A 17,914-nucleotide genomic window follows, 5' to 3' on the forward strand; every position below is an offset into this window, starting at 1 on the left:
CCGCCTGAAGCCCCCGATCCGGACCGCCCCGCGCCCGATCAACAACATCGTGGAGGGTTCATGGAAACGGAGAAAGAGCTCGTCGGCCGGACAGCGCTCGTGACCGGCGGGGGCGGCGGGATCGGGCGGGCCTGCGCCGAACGGCTCGCGCGGGCCGGGGCCAGCGTCGTCGTGCTCGACCGCGACGGCGACGCGGCCGCCCGGGTGGCCGAGGCCATCGGCGGCAGCGCCCGTACTGTCGACATGTCCGATCTGGACGCCGTCGACCAGCTGGACCCGGCCGTGGACATCGTCGTCAACAACGCCGGCTTCCAGCACGTCGCGCCGCTGCACGAGTTCCCGCCCGAGACGTTCTCCCTCATGCTGCGGCTCATGCTGGAGGCGCCCTTCCGGCTGGTGCGCCGCTGCCTGCCGCACATGTACGCCCAGGGCTGGGGCCGCGTGGTCAACGTGTCGTCGGTGCACGGGCTGCGCGCGTCGCCGTACAAGGCGGCGTACGTGGCGGCCAAGCACGGGCTGGAGGGGCTGTCGAAGGTCATCGCGCTGGAGGGTGCCGAGCGTGGGGTCACGTCCAACTGCGTGAACCCGGCGTACGTGCGTACCGCGCTGGTCGAGGCGCAGATCTCCGCGCAGGCGGCCAGTCACGGCCTGCCCGAGCAGGAGGTTATCGAGCAGGTGATGCTCGCCCCGGCGGCCATTAAGCGCCTCCTCGAGCCGGCCGAGGTGGGCGAGCTGGTCGCGTACCTCTGTTCACCGCACGCGTCCTTCGTCACCGGCGCGTCTCTCGTGATGGACGGCGGATGGACGGCACACTGACCGCGGCGGCGTTCCTCGAGCTGCTGCTGCGCGAGGCCGCGCCGATCGAGTTCGAGCGTCCGCTGCTGGCCGCACGGGCCGACGGCGCGCCGCCGGAGACGCTGGCCGAGCTGGAGCGGCTGAAGACGGCAGCCCTGCGGGTACGGGCGCTGCTGGAGCGCCGGCGCCGCCGGGAGGCCGAGCTCAGCGCGCTCGTGGACACCGTCGGGGACCTGGCCACCCTGCGCGATCTCGACGCCGTGCTGGCCGCGATCGTCCGCCGTGCCCGCGAGCTGCTCGACGCCGACCTGGCGTACATGACGCTCAATGACGAGGAGCGCGGCGACACGTACATGCGGGTGACGCACGGCTCGGTGTCCGCCCGCTTCCAGCAGCTGCGGCTGGCGCCCGGCGCGGGCCTCGGCGGCCTGGTCGCACAGACCGCGGCACCCTACGTCACCGCCGACTACGCGGCCGACGCCCGGTTCCAGCACACCGGCGAGATCGACGACGCGGTCGCCGAGGAGGGGCTGGTCGCCATCCTCGGCGTCCCGATGCGGCTGGGCACCCGGGGACTCGGCGTGCTCTTCGCCGCGAACCGCAGCGCCCGGCCGTTCACCAGGGAGGAGGTGACGCTGCTGGGATCGCTGGCTGCGCACGCCTCAGTGGCGCTGGACAACACCCGCCTGCTCGGCGAGACCCGGGCCGCCCTGGAGGAACTGGGCGCGGTCAACACCGTCGTCCGCCGGCACAGCGAGTCCCTGGAGCGGGCGGCCGAGGCCCACGACCGGATGGCGGACGTGATCCTGCGCGGCGGCGACCTGGACGACCTCGCCGCCGTCGTCGCCGAGGTGCTCGGCGGCGAGCTGGCGATACTCGACGCCGACGGGCACTGCCTGACCGCGGTGGGCGTCATCGCCGACCTGGATTCGCTCACCGGCGCCACCGCCGGGAGCAGCCTGGGTCGGGCCACCCGCTCCGGCGACCACTGGGTGCTCGCCGCGGGCGCCGGCAGCGAGGCGCTGTGCACGCTGGTGCTGCACGCGCCCAAGGAGCTGAGCGAGACCGACACCCGCATCCTCGAACGCGCGGGTGTCGTCACCGCCCTGCTGCTGCTGTTCCGGCGCAGCCTCGCGCAGGCCGAGAGCCGGGTCCGCGGCGAGCTGCTGGAGGATCTGCTCAGCCGCCGGGTCGACGACCCGGTCCGGGTCCGGCAGCGGGCCCGCCGGCTCGGCGTCGACCTCGACGTCGCGCACGTGCTGGTGGTGCTGGCCTGCCCGCCTCGCCAGCGGGACCGGGCCGCCCAGTGGAGCGCCGCCCACGCGGCGGCCTGCGGCGGGCTGGCCGCCCAGCGCGACGGCAACGTGACCTTGCTCGTCGTCGGCGAGCATCCCGGCGACGCCGCCCGCCGGATGGTGCGCGAGCTCGGGGCGTACCTGGGTTCCCCGGTGACGGGCGGTGGCGCCGGCCCGCTCACCGGACCGCAGGACGTGCCGTCGGCGTACGCGGAGGCGCAGCGCTGCGCCTCGGCCCTCACCGCGCTGGGCCGCACCGGCGACGCCGCCAGCGCGGCCGAGCTGGGCTTCGTCGGCCTGCTGGTCGGCACGGACCGGGACGTCGGCGCGTTCGTCAACGACACCCTCGGCCCGCTGCTGGAGTACGACCGCAGGCGCGGCACGGCCCTCGTCCGCACCCTCGAGTCCTACTTCGAGTCCGGTGCCAGCGCCGTCCGGGCCGCGGAGGCGCTGCACGTCCACGTCAACACCATCACCCAGCGCATCGCCCGGATCGGCCAGGTCCTCGGCGCCGACTGGCACCGCCCCGACCGCGGCCTCGAACTCCAGCTCGCCCTGCGCCTGCACCGCCTGCAGAACGGGCAACCCTAGTCACCGGAGGAACCGTCGTGCTCCCCGTCACCATGGCCCTGGCCGCCGCCCTCGTCGCCGGCCCGATCCCCGCCCCCACCGCGCCGGCTTGTACCCCCGGCCCGCTCGTCCCAGGTGCCGCGTACCAGACGGTGGCGTGCCTGGCCGACCTGACCACCGCCGGAACAGTGGCGAGCGGTCACACTGACCCGGCCGACTGGGCCGGCCTCACCTCCGCCGCGACCCGCAACCCCACCGGCGTGCCGGGAGTGCAGATCGACGGCTACTTCCCGGACACCTCGACGACGAACGCCACGCACGGCTGGAACCACGACTCCCAGTTCGTGCTGCGGCTGCCCGACCGCTGGAACGGCGGCCTGGTGGTGGCCGGCTCCCCGGGCGTCCGCGAGCAGTACGCCAACGACGTCGCCATCTCCGACTGGGTGCTCGCCCAGGGATACGCGTTCGCCGCCACCGACAAGGGCAACGTCGGCACCGGCTTCTACCGTGACGGCAAGCGCCCCGGCGACGCCATCGTCGAGTGGAACCACCGCGTCACCCAGCTGACCCGCGCGGCCCGGGCGGCGGCCGCACGGAACTACGGGCGGCCGCCCCGGCGCACCTATGCGGCTGGACTGTCCAACGGCGGCTACCTCGTGCGCTGGCAGCTGGAGAACCACCCTGAGCTGTACGACGGCGGCGTCGACTGGGAGGGCACGCTGTGGCATCCCGATCGTCCGAGCCTGTTGACATTCCTGCCGCCGACGCTGCGTGCGTACCCGGACCATGCGGCGATCCTGGCCGCCGGTTTCGCACCCGGCTCCGAATTCCTCTGGGAGTACCACCACCAGGTCTACTGGGATCTCACCCAGCGCATCTATCGCGAGGAACTGGACCCGGGCTACGACGGCGCCACCGAGGCCGGCACGCCGTTCTGCGCCCCCGGCACGCCAGCCTGCGACGCCGACTACGACTACGAGCTGCGGCCGCCGTCGGTGCGCGCGGCGATCGCGCGCATCGCCCTGACCGGGCGGATCCAGCGACCGATGATCACCCTGCACGGCACGCTCGACACGCTGCTGCCGATCACCCAGGACTCCGACGTGTACGCGGAGATGGTGCGTTCACGCCACCGGGACCGCATCTTCCGCTACTACCGCGTCGAGGACGGCAATCACGTCGACGGGCTCTACGACACGTACCCGGACCGGCTGCGTCCGATCCTGCCGTGCTTCCGCGGCGCCTTCACCTCGCTGACCGGCTGGGTCGAGGACGGTACGCCGCCACCCGCCTCGAGCACGCTGCCCCGCCCCGCCGTCGGTGACCTAGCGAACAGCTGTTCTCTCGGGTGACCGCATCGGGCGCGTACGGTGGGGTACAGGCGCGGGTCGCCTTCTCGGCGGGAAGCGGACCCGCGCGACAGGGCAGAGCTGTACAGCCGGATCGGCCTACGGCTGACCTACCAACCGGGCCCAGAAACAATGATTGCCGAGGTAGTCACCCCGGCGAACGATCGTGTCTTAGTTGCCGTCGCTGCTGCACCTGATCTACGCCCGGTGGATCGGCGACGCCCCGGACCTCGTAGCCTGCGCTCTGCTTCGCCCGAGTGGGGTGCGGCCGGCTGCGGCCGTGTCGGAGTCTGTTTGGTCGACCTAGACGCGGAAACCCCGCGATTTTGAGACCCTAGGTCGGTGACAGGTCTCGCAGAAAAGTACGCATGGTTCGCTGACTATGAAAGTAATACCTATTGTTTAACGATCGTCAGGAATTGCTCGCAGAGTGAGGTTCTTCGTCGCCTCGGCGCCGATGGCGTACGCGAAATGTCAGACATGGTCGCAGTATGGCAGGAGACGCAAGAGGTCGAAGACCCGACCAGCGTCGTTGCTGTGGCTGCGGTGGGCAATCATGTTCTCCTATTTGAACCCCATGGGTGGCGCGGGGCAACTCGCGAAGTCGCAGAAGGAATCTCAAAGGGAACTGTGTTGGTCTCGCACGTGAGCACCATCAACGGGGATACAAGATTCATCTGGGCCGAGGATGGAGTCGTGCAAGCCGAATTTGAGCTGCAATCACACTGGGATATTGCCGGGGCGCGCGCAGGTCAGATGGGAAGCATGTTGGTTGAGGCTGGCTTTCTTGACCGGGAGAGCGGCCTGACTGACGATTCTGATGTTTATCTTCCTGCGGCTATGGCGCTGGCGGAGATGATCACAGAGGTGAGGATATCTCTCGAAATTCTAGACAATTCTCAATATTTGTGTGCAACCTTTTAAAGGATAGCTGGCGAGGGCCGAAAGGACCGACGGATCTGCAATGCAGATCCGTCGTTCCTCGCCTACGCGGGTTCGGGCTGCCCGGCCACGGCCCCGGTGAGCAATCGGTACGCCTACGCAGCCGGCAATCCCGGTGACAACATCGATCCCACCGGGATAGAGGACGATGCGCTGTTCGACTTCATGGACTGAGGACCTGCGCTTCTGGTGGCTCTGATCCTCCTGTTGGCATTCCTGCCACCGCTGTTTAAGTTCGCTCCCCGCGGCTTCCGCTGCTGGCCGCGTGCACGTGATCGGTGATTTGCCGAAGAGCTCATTCATTCTCGACGGTAGTAAGCCGGAATCCTTGACGAAGCCATTCCTCGTCACGGTCGTTCAGCCACTGCTCGCCGCCGTAGTCGCAGAACGCGATCGAGTCGCTGGTCACTTCACCGCCGGAAGCATGGATGACTCGTATTTCGTCTTTGCTGTTGTCGTCGGCGCCGAGGTACGCCATCACAGTGATGCTGTCGGTGCTGTTGTCCGCTTCCCGCCGGTAAACGATGGTTTTGTTCATGCCGCCATCCTGTCACAACGCACCCACCTCATTGGACTGTCGATATGATGGTCCTGCAAGCGCTGAGCCCGCGGTGGCGATGTTGGCGTGACTGATGTGCCCACCAGCGCCGCCGACTCCGCCGTCGTGTCGGAGCCTCATCCTGCGGTGTGGTGGGCTTCGGCGAGGAATCGTTCACGGTTGTCGTCGTGGGCGATCGTTGCGTTGTAGACGGCGTCGATCGCGGCGACTAGCCTCCGCCTTTCATTAAGCGGCGCGGCTCGGTGTGGATGGTGATCATGGTTGTCCGGGATTACCGATGGCGGCGGCGGGCAGCGGTGGTCGCCCGGCCGTAGGCCGGGTTGCTCCGTGGGTCCTGGTCGTCGGTGCGGCGGATTTCGTTGTCAGGTAACGGGTTCAGGTAGTTCACCGAGTCGCTGGAACGCCCGGAGGAGCTGTTCGGTCCAGGGCCAGCCTTCGGCGATGCGCAGGGTGGTGGTCCGGGCGGTGCGGCTGATCTTCGCGGCGACGTGCAGCAGCCGGTAGCGTAGTTTCTTCGGCTCGGCCAGGGCGAGGGCTCCGTCCAGCAGCAGGTGCCGGGTCCAGGCGAGCAGGTCGACGCCGGTCAGGGCAAGCTCGAGCCAGGCCTGGTTGATCGCGAACTGCCGGGACGGGAATCGGCCGAACCCGGTGCTCTTGCCGCAGCGGATGCGGTCCTCGACCCGGGCGTGCGTGCGGTGGCGGACCTCCAGGAACTGGATCGACAGGCCGGCGCCGTGTGGTGTGTCGGTGGCGAAAACCTGGTGCCGCATCCCGTTGATCTGGTCGAACAGCGACAGCTGAGCGCCGGGGTGCGGGACCTCGCGTCGGCAGATCAGCCTCGTGCCGGCTGGGAACCCGGCCAGCACGGCGGGGTCGAGCAAGCCAGTCAGCTCCGCGACCTGTGCCTCGTCGCGCAGGCTGCCATCGCCGTCCAGAGCGGGGATCCAGACCCGGGCGGCGGTGATCGCCGTGCGCACCTGCTCGCCGATCGCGACACCGACGGAGAACTCGGTATCCAGGCCATGCTCGCGCAGGCCGCGGATATGGGCCAGGAACGCGTGGCTGCTGCCCGCCGAATCGCAGCGAACAAGGATCGCAGTGCCGTAACGATGCTGCTCCGGGATCTGTTCGAGTGCCTGGTCGAGGACGGTGACGTGATCGGCGGCGGTATTCGATCCGGCGTTACCGGGCCGCAGCATCCCGGCCAAAGCCTCCCCGGTCGCGTCGAGGAAACACAGCAGCGGATGGAAACCGAACGTGTGCTTCCACGTCGGCGCCGCCGCTTCCTTCTCCGAATGCGACAGCACGATCGTCGCGTCGATGTCCAGGACGAACCCCGCAAGCAGCTGGCCCAGAATTGTCGTGGCCGGCAACGACCGGCGGGTCTCGACCAGCTGGGCCCAGGCCAGTTCCCTGGCGGCGGCGCGAGCGGCCCGCAGCCGCTGCAAGGCCGACTCGTCGATGCTGTTGAGGACCCGCCAAGCAGTGGCGTCGGAGGCTACCGCCCCGAACAGGCCCGGCTGCTGCCGCAATACCGCCAGATCCCCGATCGCCTCGCCGCCGTCAGCCAGCAACACGGCCAGATCGACCGCGACCCGGCCCGGCTCATGCGCCGACCGGCGCACCCGATCTAACCCCAACGCTTGAACGAAACCCCTGGTCAATCCGGTCTTGTCGGCCAGATCAGCGAGCAGGCGGGTGCCGGCATGACCGACCACACCCCGAGCCCCACCAGTGACGACAACCTTCGGACGCGTGCCGGTACTCTCCACCCTGGAAGTGCCTTCCGAGACGGACAGATGGAACCCTAGACAAGTCCCATCGTTCCAGACCAGAAGGCACTTTCGCGTTCCCTGCCACCGCTGCCGGCCGCCCTTACTGAAGGGCCGAGGCTAGCGGATTGCCATTGGCCAGGGCGGTCAGAGCGGCGAACGCGACAGACTGCTGAAGTATGTTGATCCCGCCGGGTGGCACGCCGATCGTGTTCGGGTCGGTGTCCAGCGCGACGGTGGTATGCGGCACCTCGGGATCGGACATGAGTCGCTGGAAGGCCGCGCTGTGGTCGGTGAAGGGTGGGGGCAGCGGGCGGTCGGCGTCGGCGGCGGTGATTGCCTCGGCGATCCATCCAATCTGCTCCAGCCCCGCGACCCGAAGCGCGCGGCGGGCAGCCCAGCGGGCCACCTCGCGCTGGCGGGCGGCGGGCAGCGCGTCGATGCGGTCGAGCAGTGGGCGGTCGATCCGGGCCAGCTGTTGTGCCCGGCAGTAGGTCCTGCGGAGGTGCTCTGGCGGTGGTGGCCCGCCCCAGGTCTCGGCGTCGCGTTCGGCCTGCAAGCGGCGGTACTTCTCGGCCAGTTTGGTCGCCTCGGCTGCCTGTGCGCGCAGCGTGTCCATCCATGGGAACGAGCCGGGGGCGTCGAGCAGATGATCCCAGAGCATGCCGAGGGCCGCGGCGTGCCGGCCGCGCACACCCTCGTGCCACAGTGTGAAGCCGTCGGGGCCGGACGTCAGCCGGACTGTGCTCGGCTGCTCGTCGGGGAGCATGGTCAGCGGTTTCGGGAAGATCGGCTCGTTGGCGCGCTCCCACGACCACGTCACGGTCTGACCATCGAGGCGTTCCAGCCGGACCTGCAGGTCGCCGGCGGGCAGCACGCCGGTCGGCAGCTCGACCGGTGCGGGCAGGTGCCGGACCACGGTCACCCGGGACAGACCGGTGTCGTCGTCGAACGGATCGATCGGCAGCGGCGGCAGGATGTCCGGGCGCTCGGAGGGCCGCGGCACCAGCGACAGCATTGCCCACTCGGCGGCTTTGGTGGGCTGCTGCTGCCAGGCGCGGGCGTTCGGGTCGGCGAGCACGGTGCGCCAGGACGTCTCAGCGGACACCGCCCAGGCGTGGATCTCATGCTGTTCGGGAGGGTCGCCGTCGGTGCGTACGCTCTCGTGGATCCGATTGCGTGCGTGGAGGCGTACCCGGATCAAGCCGCGCGGGACGGCGAGGTCGGTGAGGGCGTCTGTGCTGCCGCCCAGCAAGCCGGTGATGAACAGCCGGCCGCTGGGACACCACAGAGTCGCCTCACTGACCGCGTCCCAACCGTCGTCGACCCGTGTCGCAGGGGCGGGCAGGACCCGGACGCGTGCCTGGATCCAGCCGGTGTGCTCGCCGCAGAAGCCGGTAAGCAGGCTCGGCCCGCCGACGTGCAGCAGATCATCGCCGAGCCAGTAGATGTCCAGGCGGGACGCACCAGGCACGGTGTACACGTTGTACTGGTTGTAGTCGACGAACAGTCGCTCCCAGCCGGACACGGCTGCCAAGGTCCTGTCGCCTGCCTCATGCCGGTCGTCCACGCCCGGATTATATGGCCCAAATCCCGAACATCTACATACGCGCGTCGATGCGGCGAACGTTTCGGGAAGAGCGAGCGGGAGCCTCAAGAGGAGGGGTCTGCTGGTCGTCCCGGGCGGCGTGAGCGTGTGGTCGTCAAGGGGTTGGGGTGCCCGAAGTGGGCGGTGCAATGCCATACGCGCTTGAGGGTTTGCCCGTCGAAGAGCCCTTTACGGACCGCCGAACCAACGATGAAGGGATCCAGGACGCCCTGACGGGCGATGCGGGCGGCGGCCGCGACGATGTCCGGGCCGCGGTATCTGGGGTGGGCGGCGATGTCCTCGATGTGGGCGCGGAAGCCGTGGTGCCATTGCACGGGCACGCCGAGCTGGTGTGCGTCGGCCTCGACCTCGGTGCCTCGGAAGCACGGATCCAGCACGAGCGCCTCGACGTCGCGGGCGAAGCAGACCCCGCCGTGTACGTGCGCCTCGACGTAGTCGTCCAAGGGCTCCTTGTCGTCGGCGTCGGCGAGTTCGGCCAAGGCGCAGCGGTCGCTGGTGCCCAGCGCGGCGGGCTCGAAGACGCTGTCGGGATAGCAGAAGGTGGTGCGGGCCAGGGTGGCCGCGTTCAGGCGCAGGTGTGCTGAGCCGAACCGCGGTGATCCGCCGGCTGGCCGGTGGCGGTGGTTCAAGGAGCCGTAGACCGGGCGCGCCGCCGGTGAGGCGTCGTCGTAGACACCGCCGAAGAGGCGGCTTTCCCAGCGCCAGCGGTCTCCGCCGGGGTGGCAGCTCAGCCCGCCGTTGCTGGTAGCGGTCTCGAACTGTGAGCAGTAGCGACCATCGGTGGCCATCGCGCGCAGGATCGGTACGTCGCCGAAGAGGCGGTCGGGATGGAAGTGCACTGTTACCCGCCAGGACGGGTCGACCGGCTCACCCATGGCCAGGTTGCGTACATGCGCCACTGCGGCTGCGGCCCGCGAGGTATCCGGCGATGGATGCACCCGGAGATTCTCACAGAGCCTTGCAAGTGCCCGCTCATCGGCGCTTTCGTGCGGTGGGTGGTGGCTCGTCATCGGCGGGCGATGGTCAGTCCTGGACGTCGTCGAGCCAGGTCACGCCGGTGTCCGGGAACCACCACACCTCGCCGGTCTGCTGGTGGATCAGCCGGGGACCGCTGGACCCAAGATCATCCTTGGCGCCGAGGCTGACCGGCGTCAGCCGGTCCGCTGCGGCCCGCTGGGTCCCAGCGCGGCCAGATCGTAGCCGTCGGGGTAGGTCTTGGCCGTGATTCCCTCGTCCAGCCAGCCGCGGCTGCGGGGCCGCGCACCGTGTCGCAGCCATGCGGCCCGACCACCCAGTGCGGCGGTCAGGAGCGCCCTGGCCCATCGGGGTGGCGCGGCGACTCCGGTGGAGTGGCGCAGCGGCGGGTCCAGCAGTGTCCGAATGATGCCGCCGGACAGGGGTGTCAAGGCACGGGACGAAGCACCAAGCAGACCCTCGGTCGCCGCCATCAGTTGCGCCGCGGCCGGGGTGTATGCGAACCGCTGCGCCTCATAGGTGTCGTAGAAGGTCTCGTAGGCGTCCCACGTCGTTGGGATGTCGGTGATGTTCATGCGCCGGCCCAGCGTCGTGTAGAAGGTCAGCATGGCAGCGCGTTCGTGACAGCACAGCGGCCGCCAGCCGTGCTGGTCGATCCATCGTGCGGGCGCGAAGAGGAAGGTGCCCAGCACGTACCGGTAGTCGTCGTTGCTGATGGTGAACAGCCGGTGGATCTGGTTGAGCCGACGGGTGGCGGTGCGTCCGTACGGATGGTCGAGCCCGTACTTGATCAGGGTGTACATGAGGATGCCGGTGTCGTCGGCGCGGCGGTCGGTGCGGTGGATGGTTTCGCCGGTTTTCGCCAGGACCTCGGCGATGGAGGGCACGGCGAAGGTGCGCCAGAACGCCAGCAGCAGCCCCATCCGGGTGTCGAAGGGGAACTCGTACAGCGCGGTGGCCTGGTAGATGACGTGGTAGTCAGCGACGGGGTCACGGCGGCGGATGTCGGCGAGGCGGTCGTAGCGTCCGCGACGGTGCAGCATGAACGTCATCCTTGGTCGGTGGCCGGCACGCGGGTCTCGGGCCGGGCGGCGGGAATCCGGTCGAGGGCAGTGGCGAGCTGAATCAGCCAGTCGACGTCGTCGCTGCGATCGGGTGCGGGTGTGACTCCGGTGCCGGGCGGCACCGGCCGGGCCAGTTCGGCGGCCCGGACCCGGTCGGCAGCGGCGCGCAGCCGGAGCGCCTCGCGTACGACCTCGACGGGCAGCTGCTGTGTGGCGGCCAGCTGTTCCGCGCCGTCCACCGTTTCCGGCAGGTGGGGCGCCAGGGCCAGCCGGCCGTCCCTGATTTCGACCAGGCGCCGGTACAGGCGGAAGTCGAGGTCGCGGAGCGCCGCCCAGCCGGCGGTCGGCTGCTCGAGCGCGATGCCCGGGACCGCGCGGTACATCACGTTCCACAGCGGACGCAGCTGGCGGTACTGGCGCTGCTTGCGGATCCAGGCGGTGCCGGCGGTCAGCTTCGGCCCCCAGGAGGGCATGGTCAGCCCGGCGGCCAGCGGCGGGGACGCCAGGCAGGCGAACAGCACACCGAGCTTGCTCACCTGCGGCAGGTACACCCCGGACCACGCGGACACCACGAAGATGGACTTGCAGACGGCGTAGCCGAGGCCGGCCCAGGAGCCCACCGCGACCGTGCGCAGCCCGCGCCGCAGCCAGGGGTGCCCGCCGGTGCGGGTGACGTGGCGGGCGAACTGGTGGCTGCGGACTGCGGTGGCGGTCAGGCCGGTGGCGTGCAGGCTCACGTAGACGAGCAGGAACGCGCCGCCGGCGGCGGTGGGCCCGTAGGTCTCGTCGAAGTCGGTCGGGTGCTCGGCGTGGGTGTCGATACTGACGAACAGGGCCACCATGGCGGCTAGGGCGGCGCCGTACAACGCCAGAAGGGCGGCGCCAGCCCGGCGGGCCTGCCGCGCCGGCTTGTACCAGAGCAACAGCATGATGGAGACCACGATGCCGTAGCCCATGATGCAGCCGTAGACGATCAGGGTGGCCAGATCGGGGATGCCGGAGACCCGACCGAGGTGCGGGTAGATGATCGGCGCGGCGACCGTGAAACCGGTGGCGGGCAGCGCGATGGAGGCGGTCAGAACCCACAGCGCCGCGTTGCGGGGGTCGCGCCGCAGGGCAAGCATCTTGTAGCCGACTGCGATCCACGCCGCGGTGGCGCAGAACAGGAAAACGGTGGAGGTCGCGTCCATGCTGTGCCCGCTCTATCCGTGTTCCAGCGAGCGGCCGAGCTGCTCGACGACCGGGTCGCTCCCGCTGTCGGGGGCGGGCGAGGCCCACGGGTGGGCACGTTGGCCAAGCAGGGAAGCGAGGATCTCGGCTTCCTGCTCCTCGACGGTGCTGTAAGTGGTGCGGCCCAGCATCGCGCGGATGACGGCGGGATCGAGGTGCTGGAACAGCTGCCCGCCGGCGTCGGGCTCGAGGGCCTGCAGCCGGTGCCCAAGCAGCAGGTGCGCCAGCTCGTGCAGCACGATGTGGTCGCGTTGTGCTCCGGTGGCCGACGATGTCACTACGAGGTAGTCCGCGGTGGCCGCGGCCACGCACAGCCCGGACGGCGCCCCGACTGGTAGGGCGAACGGCAGCAGGACGATCGGGCGTCCGCGCCGGGTGCCGAGGTCGGCGAGCAGGAGCTCGATGTCGAATGGGTCGGGCACCTCGATGCGACGAGCCAGGTGCTCGCAGCGCCGCCGTACCTGCTTCAGTGACACGCGTTCCTCACCTTCATGGTCGATGGAGATCCATCGTTGGATCTGCGTTCAAGCTTGTTCGCTGGGTGTGTCGCGACGCTGTTCCAGGTCGGCGATCACGCGCAGGAGCTCGGTGATGGCGCCGATCTGTTCTCGCGCTTGGGGGACGACGGACTGGCGCAGGGCCACCGTACGGGCACGGACCTGCTGCAGGGCGGCCGCCAGCAGCAGCTCCTTGTCCACCTCGGTGGCCATGGCCTCGGAGGTGAAGTATTCGACCGGGACGCCGAAGAACCTGGCCAAGCCCTTCATGTGGCGCAGGGTCGGGTCGGTGCTGCGGCCCGAGCGTAGGTGCCCGACGTAGGCATGGGAGATGGGGTCGCCCGCGGCGGTGACCGCGTCCGCGACCTCCCGCAGGGAGTACGGCGTCCCGTCGGATTTGCGCACCTTGTCGAACAGGGCGTTCAGCCGGTCGGCGAGCGACGATTCGGGCTGCTGTGGAGAACTCTCGTCCATAGGAGCTCCTGGCGGAGGCGCGTGAAAGGGTCGCGGGCGTTTACAGCGCTGCTCGCTGATGTCTATGCGGGTTGACACTATCACCAACAGTGTGCGTATGATCGACGCGCTTCGAGATCGCGGGCATCGTCCGAAATGGTCTCACGTCCGGCTAGCGCCGAGTCCCTCTGGGATGGGCGCTGCCGGTCTGTCCACGGGGCCCGGGTCTCGATCCAGCGGGCGGTGCGGGTCAGTGGCTCGGGATGCGGGGGCTAGTCAGGACCCTGCGGCCCGCCAGCCGCGCGAACGGGGGTGCCCGGCCCGCCCGATCGCGCCCGGCACGACGTGACATCCCCCCGTGACGTCGTGCCGGGCGTCCACCCGCCCTGCCGCCGACCGCGAACCGTTCTTGGCCGAGGGCTCACCGCGCCGGAACAGGCCGGATTCCATGGGCGCCAACAGCGAGCGCCCTGAATCGCTGACCGCGGCCAGTCGTGGGTGCCCGTGTCACTGCGGGAGGCGCCTCCCGCCGCCGTGCGCACTGGCGCGAATGAACCGGGTCTGCGGGTAGCAGGTGTGGGTCGAAGGACGCGCGAAGGCACTCGCGTTGCGCGTGGATTGCCGCGATGGCTGACCATGACGGCCGAGGAGAGCGCGGGCGCTGATAACCGTCACCGCTTGCGCGGCGTACGCGAATCGAACGCATAGCAGGAAGCGCCCGCATGGCCTCGGCCGTCAAGCCTATTCGGGGATCAGCTCGCCGAGCCGGTCCAGCGTGAAGACCTCCGAGCCGTCCGGCAGGCCGCCGGGCGCCTCGAGGCCCACGAACGTGACCGGCCAGTCGGGCAGCCGGCCGTCCCACATCGTCACCTCGGCGCGGGTGCGCCACAGGCGGATCAGGTAGGCCATGGTCAGATAGTGCCGCTCCATCAGCGCGCGTACCCGGTCCAAGGTGGTGAACTGGTTCGTTTCCACCTGGTTGAACGTCGGTGTGCCCCGCAGGTACAGGTGCAGCCATACGGCCTGCCAGCCGCGCTCGCCCTTGGCGAACACCACCGGCAGCGCCACGCGGCCCGGGCCACGCATCGTCGAGCGAGCCCGCACGGTCCGTGCGTCGAACGGGGCTCCGCGCTGACTCTTCTCACGGATCTGGTAGCCGAACATCGACTCGGCGACGTCGTCGAACGACTCGCCCGCGTAGATGTTGACCTGCGGAACCACGTAGCGCCCGCGCAGCGAGAGCGGCACGTCGATGAACTCCGTAGCGCCCTCCTTCGCTTCGGTGACATCGCCGGAGTGCACGACCCCATCGTGGTGGTAGTTCGTGAACGACACCTGACCGGTTGTGCGGAACTCATCGTCGAGCAGCAACACAGACAGGTCGTAGTCGGTACGCTTCGCCGTCTGCCGCCAGTACATGAAGAACCGCAGCAGCTCGCCCTCGACGGACGCCCGCGAGCCTCGCGGCAGCACCGCGAACCCGCCCTCGGACGCCGTCCCGCTCAGCGGCAGCGCCACGTCGAGCACTGCCGGGTCCACCAGCAGCGGGTGCTCGAAAGGCGGCAGCCGCCCGCCGATCTCCTCGTCCAGTAGCGCCGACAGCTCGCCGACCAGTTCGGGCGGCAGCGGTGCCCGGGTGTCCGGGCCGATCCACGAGTTGCGCGAGCGGCTTGCGTACATGCGGGCCGACGCGGGCGTCAGCCGGTTGCCGACGTGCTCGCGCAGCGACAGCAGCACCCGTCCCGAGGCCGTGGGAAGCGCGCCGGTCACCGCGTCCACCACGGCGGCGCGTTCGGCTGCCGGTGCCTGCCTCAGCAGCCGGTCCGCCGAGCGCAGCAGCAGGCCGGGCGAGGCCGACAGCACCGTGGCCGCCTTCTGCGTGGCGCCGTCTCGGAACGCCACCTCGGCGCGACCCGCGATGCTCAGCACCCGTCGCTCGCGGCGGGCCACCTCGAACACCGCGCGCGCGTGCGGCCAGTTCGGGAACTCGTGCGGGTGCAGCCGCTCGCCGAGCCGCTTCCACGGCTCCGCGTAGCGGGCGACGTCGCCGAGCTTCCCCGCGTTCGCGCCCACGACCTCGTCGAGGGCGGCCAGCAGCACGCGGCGCTCCGGGCGCCGGAACGACCGGAACTTCGTCGGCGTCCGCAGCGTGGCGTCGCCGCCGGAGACCCCACAGGCCAGGCGTAGCACGTCGGTCGTGGTGTCCACGGCCAGCAGCGGCCGGCCGAGGCTCAGCCGGACGCCGTTGAGCACGGCACGGTTCTCCCGAACCGGGATCACGTCCGGCTGCGCGCCGTCGGCGCACGCGGCGGCGAGCTCGCCGAGGATCGCCAGGTCCGCCTCGCCGAGCGGAGTCACGCTCCCGGCCAGGGCCAGATAGAGCCGCTCGGTCTCGGCCTCGGCGCTGTCACCGAGGCAAAGTAGCGTCACCCGGTCGCCGGCCTTGGCGACCAGTTCGTCGTGCGCGGCCAGCAGCTCGGCGTACGTGTGCTGGTAGGTGCCGTAGCCGGGCAGTTCGAGAAGGTTCAGACCGCCGTCTGGCAGCCGTACTCCGGCCGTGTCGCCGCCGGCGAGCACCGCCTCCCGCAGGCGGTCCAGCCAAAACTCCATGGTGTCCGGCACGTCGTGCGGGAACCCGATGAAGTACGCGTTGTGCCGGACGTGGTCACCGACGAGTTCCCGTACGCCCGCCACCACCGTCGCCGCGAGGTCCATCGCCGGCCCGATCGCCAGCCCGCCGACGTGAGCGAGCAGCGCGCTCTCCGCCGAAAACCCGACGCTGAGCAGCGCCGCGTCCAGCTGTCGAGCCACCGTCGAACCATCGCCCGCCGTCCCGGTGCTCGCCGGCACGCGCAGCGTCCGGGTGACAATCAGCTTTTCGAACACGCGCTCCTCCGTCTCTGCCGGCTCGATTTCTTGTCGTGGGCCGCCGGGGACTCGAACCCCGAACCCTCTGATTACAAAATGAAGAAGGAAGCATTTCCATGACCGCGCAGGCGGGAAGCGGAATTGCTATTCAGTCAGATGCTCTGCCCCTTGAGCTAACGGCCCGATACGGATCGTTGCACGCTCCGCCGAACGGATCCATCGAATTTGTGTCTGCTGCGCCGTGCTCGACCATGACGATGAGGGTTGGTGGCGCCGGCGCGATGAGCCGTCCGACGGGGACTCGTAGGCGCGCTACACGCGACATGATCGGCTGGGGTCTGCTATGCCGAATGACATGGCCCGATTCGCACGACGCTCGCAATGATGGTCCGGTTCGGGAGATCGCGCTGAACGCCACACCACCGACAGGCGACCCGATCGACCACGCCGCCGCCCTTGGCACCCGGCCCGTCGGGCGGCTTCTGTGGCATGCCTGCACCCAGACCACCCTGTCGGTCGGCGTCTACGGGATTTACGCGCTTACCAACGCCTGGTTCGTCGCCCGCGGCGTCGGCCCCGACGCGATGGCGGCCGTCAACCTCGTCGCTCCCGTCCTGCTCCTGCTCGGCGCTGTCTCGACCAGCGTTGGCGTCGGCGGCGCGTCGCTGGTGTCCCGTCACCTCGGTGCGGGAGATCCTGCGAGCGCTGCCCGATCGGCCGGCAACGCCTTCGCGGTATTCTGGGCCACCGCGGTCCTGATCACGGTGTCGGGAACGCTCGCCATCGGGCCGCTGCTGACCGTGCTGGGCGCCGACGGGAGCACCCGTTCAGACGCCCGCGACTATGCGGTCATCATCTTCGCGGGCGCGCTCGTCTCCACCGGATTCTCCAGCCTAGTCCGTGCCGAGGGACGCATGCGGTTCTCCACGATGCTCTGGGTCGTCCCGGTCCTCGTCCAGATCACCCTCGACCCGCTGCTGATCTTCGGCTTCGACTTGGGCGTGCGCGGTGCGGCCCTCGGTACCGTCGGCGGTCAGGCCGTCTCCGCCACCATGAGCGTCTGGTTCTTCTTCCGCCAGCGCCGCAGACCGTACTACATCAGCAAGGCCGAGCTGCGTTACCACGGCCCTACGGTCCGCGCCCTGTGCAAAGTCGGCGCCCCGTCGTGTCTGGCCGGCTTGGGCGCCACACTGCTCGCGGCGCTCGTCAACAACAGCCTCGCGCACGTCGGCGGAGTGGTCGCCCTTGCCGCATACGCCGTCTGCGCCCGCATCCAGACGTTCGTCATGATGCCTCAGCTCGGCATCAGCCAGGGCCTGCAACCCATCGTCGGCTACAACGCCGGACGCCGCCGGCACGACCGAGTACGACGCGCTGAGGCGCTCTCCTTGCGCGCCACTCTGCTCTACGGCATCTCCGTCGCCGGTGCCGCCGTTCTGCTCGCCGAGGATCTCGTCGGGATCTTCATCGAGGACGGATCTGCCGCCACCACCGCCCGGCACGCACTGCGCATCATGGCGCTCGGAATCGCCGTCGCCGGTGTAGCGCCTCTGGTCTCGGCCTTCTTCCAAGCGCTCGGACACGTGACCCCGTCGTATGTCATCTCGGTCGGCACGCTGGTCGCCGTCAAAGCCCCTTTGGTCATCGCCCTCAGCCACGTCGGACCCAACGGCGTCTGGGCCGGCCTCGCCATCGGTGAGCTCGCCTCCGCGCTGATCGCCCTCGTCGTCCTGCGACTCCTGCGACCTCGAGCCGCGATGACATGACGACCGGCACGGTCGGAGATCTTCGCCGAGACTGCGCCGTGGATCGCGTTCGAGCGCCGTGGTGCGCAAGGGCGCGCCTCCTACCGGCCACACCAGACAGCGGCGCACAACGGTCGGCAGCACCGGCGCGCGGTGGCACGGGGCAGCGGCATTCCGACGCTGCTGCCAAG

The 17,914-nt window shown here is 69.7% G+C and carries 14 protein-coding genes and 1 tRNA gene; 5 read left to right on the forward strand and 10 right to left on the reverse strand.

From position 1 onward, the window contains the following. The first annotated feature begins 60 nt into the window (after nucleotides 1-60). From AB0M36_RS07595 to AB0M36_RS07610, 4 genes are all read left to right on the forward strand, one after another. Entirely contained in the window at nucleotides 61-816 is a 756-nt protein-coding gene (locus tag AB0M36_RS07595) for a 3-hydroxybutyrate dehydrogenase (protein WP_364153897.1), read from the forward strand. Further along, nucleotides 801-2,681, forward strand: coding sequence for a helix-turn-helix domain-containing protein (locus AB0M36_RS07600; protein ID WP_364153900.1), 1,881 nt, complete (start codon nucleotides 801-803; stop codon nucleotides 2,679-2,681). The genes AB0M36_RS07595 and AB0M36_RS07600 overlap by 16 nt, the downstream gene beginning before the upstream one ends. Before the next feature lie 17 nt (nucleotides 2,682-2,698). Then, nucleotides 2,699-4,012 (forward strand): tannase/feruloyl esterase family alpha/beta hydrolase, encoded by a 1,314-nt coding sequence (locus tag AB0M36_RS07605; protein WP_364153903.1) that lies wholly within the window; start codon nucleotides 2,699-2,701, stop codon nucleotides 4,010-4,012. Nucleotides 4,013-4,351: 339 nt separating this feature from the next. Continuing rightward, nucleotides 4,352-4,933 carry a DUF6461 domain-containing protein gene (locus AB0M36_RS07610; RefSeq protein WP_364153906.1) on the forward strand — a complete coding sequence of 194 codons (582 nt, stop codon included), beginning with the start codon at nucleotides 4,352-4,354 and terminating at the stop codon, nucleotides 4,931-4,933. A 313-nt stretch (nucleotides 4,934-5,246) separates the two neighbouring features. Here AB0M36_RS07610 and AB0M36_RS07615 read toward each other — a convergent pair whose 3' ends face one another. The 10 genes from AB0M36_RS07615 to AB0M36_RS07660 all read right to left on the reverse strand — a co-directional run bounded on the left by AB0M36_RS07615 (nucleotide 5,247) and on the right by AB0M36_RS07660 (nucleotide 16,161). Then, nucleotides 5,247-5,489 carry a hypothetical protein gene (locus AB0M36_RS07615; RefSeq protein ID WP_364153908.1) on the reverse strand — a complete coding sequence of 81 codons (243 nt, stop codon included), beginning with the start codon at nucleotides 5,487-5,489 and terminating at the stop codon, nucleotides 5,247-5,249. 383 nt (nucleotides 5,490-5,872) lie between these two features. Next, entirely contained in the window at nucleotides 5,873-7,309 is a 1,437-nt protein-coding gene (locus AB0M36_RS07620) for an IS1380 family transposase (RefSeq protein ID WP_364154290.1), read from the reverse strand. A gap of 76 nt (nucleotides 7,310-7,385) precedes the next feature. Further along, complete coding sequence (locus tag AB0M36_RS07625) at nucleotides 7,386-8,852, reverse strand: hypothetical protein (RefSeq protein ID WP_364153911.1); 1,467 nt, start codon at nucleotides 8,850-8,852, stop codon at nucleotides 7,386-7,388. An 83-nt stretch (nucleotides 8,853-8,935) separates the two neighbouring features. Next, nucleotides 8,936-9,766, reverse strand: coding sequence for a DUF3626 domain-containing protein (locus tag AB0M36_RS07630; RefSeq protein ID WP_364153914.1), 831 nt, complete (start codon nucleotides 9,764-9,766; stop codon nucleotides 8,936-8,938). Nucleotides 9,767-10,042: 276 nt separating this feature from the next. Continuing rightward, the gene (locus AB0M36_RS07635; protein ID WP_364153916.1) at nucleotides 10,043-10,909 is read right to left on the reverse strand and encodes an oxygenase MpaB family protein; all 867 of its coding nucleotides are present in this window, start codon (nucleotides 10,907-10,909) and stop codon (nucleotides 10,043-10,045) included. A gap of 5 nt (nucleotides 10,910-10,914) precedes the next feature. Next, the gene (locus AB0M36_RS07640; protein WP_364153919.1) at nucleotides 10,915-12,120 is read right to left on the reverse strand and encodes an MAB_1171c family putative transporter; all 1,206 of its coding nucleotides are present in this window, start codon (nucleotides 12,118-12,120) and stop codon (nucleotides 10,915-10,917) included. Between the two features lie 12 nt (nucleotides 12,121-12,132). Next, nucleotides 12,133-12,636: a hypothetical protein gene (locus AB0M36_RS07645; protein WP_364153921.1), complete on the reverse strand. Its 504-nt coding sequence runs from the start codon at nucleotides 12,634-12,636 to the stop codon at nucleotides 12,133-12,135. A 48-nt stretch (nucleotides 12,637-12,684) separates the two neighbouring features. Beyond that, complete coding sequence (locus tag AB0M36_RS07650) at nucleotides 12,685-13,131, reverse strand: helix-turn-helix transcriptional regulator (protein WP_364153923.1); 447 nt, start codon at nucleotides 13,129-13,131, stop codon at nucleotides 12,685-12,687. A 720-nt stretch (nucleotides 13,132-13,851) separates the two neighbouring features. Continuing rightward, nucleotides 13,852-15,996 carry a hypothetical protein gene (locus AB0M36_RS07655; RefSeq protein ID WP_364153926.1) on the reverse strand — a complete coding sequence of 715 codons (2,145 nt, stop codon included), beginning with the start codon at nucleotides 15,994-15,996 and terminating at the stop codon, nucleotides 13,852-13,854. A 36-nt stretch (nucleotides 15,997-16,032) separates the two neighbouring features. Beyond that, nucleotides 16,033-16,161: transfer RNA gene (locus AB0M36_RS07660), tRNA-OTHER, on the reverse strand. A gap of 167 nt (nucleotides 16,162-16,328) precedes the next feature. On the opposite strand from AB0M36_RS07660, the gene AB0M36_RS07665 reads away from it, so the two are divergent. Beyond that, nucleotides 16,329-17,744, forward strand: a complete 1,416-nt coding sequence (locus AB0M36_RS07665; protein WP_364153928.1) for an MATE family efflux transporter — start codon at nucleotides 16,329-16,331, stop codon at nucleotides 17,742-17,744. Nucleotides 17,745-17,914: the final 170 nt, after the last annotated feature.

Origin of the sequence: Actinoplanes sp. NPDC051346 (genome assembly GCF_040682215.1) — a bacterium.
In the GTDB taxonomy this organism is placed as follows: domain Bacteria; phylum Actinomycetota; class Actinomycetes; order Mycobacteriales; family Micromonosporaceae; genus Actinoplanes.

What these genes read in the sequence shown, in the direction of transcription:
- AB0M36_RS07595 (WP_364153897.1), top strand. Translation starts at nt 61, where the DNA reads ATGGAAACGGAGAAAGAGCTCGTCGGCCGGACAGCGCTCGTGACCGGC.
- AB0M36_RS07600 (WP_364153900.1), top strand. Translation starts at nt 801, where the DNA reads ATGGACGGCACACTGACCGCGGCGGCGTTCCTCGAGCTGCTGCTGCGC.
- AB0M36_RS07615 (WP_364153908.1), bottom strand. Translation starts at nt 5,489, where the DNA reads ATGAACAAAACCATCGTTTACCGGCGGGAAGCGGACAACAGCACCGAC.
- AB0M36_RS07630 (WP_364153914.1), bottom strand. Translation starts at nt 9,766, where the DNA reads ATGGGTGAGCCGGTCGACCCGTCCTGGCGGGTAACAGTGCACTTCCAT.
- AB0M36_RS07635 (WP_364153916.1), bottom strand. Translation starts at nt 10,909, where the DNA reads ATGCTGCACCGTCGCGGACGCTACGACCGCCTCGCCGACATCCGCCGC.
- AB0M36_RS07640 (WP_364153919.1), bottom strand. Translation starts at nt 12,120, where the DNA reads ATGGACGCGACCTCCACCGTTTTCCTGTTCTGCGCCACCGCGGCGTGG.
- AB0M36_RS07650 (WP_364153923.1), bottom strand. Translation starts at nt 13,131, where the DNA reads ATGGACGAGAGTTCTCCACAGCAGCCCGAATCGTCGCTCGCCGACCGG.
- AB0M36_RS07665 (WP_364153928.1), top strand. Translation starts at nt 16,329, where the DNA reads ATGACATGGCCCGATTCGCACGACGCTCGCAATGATGGTCCGGTTCGG.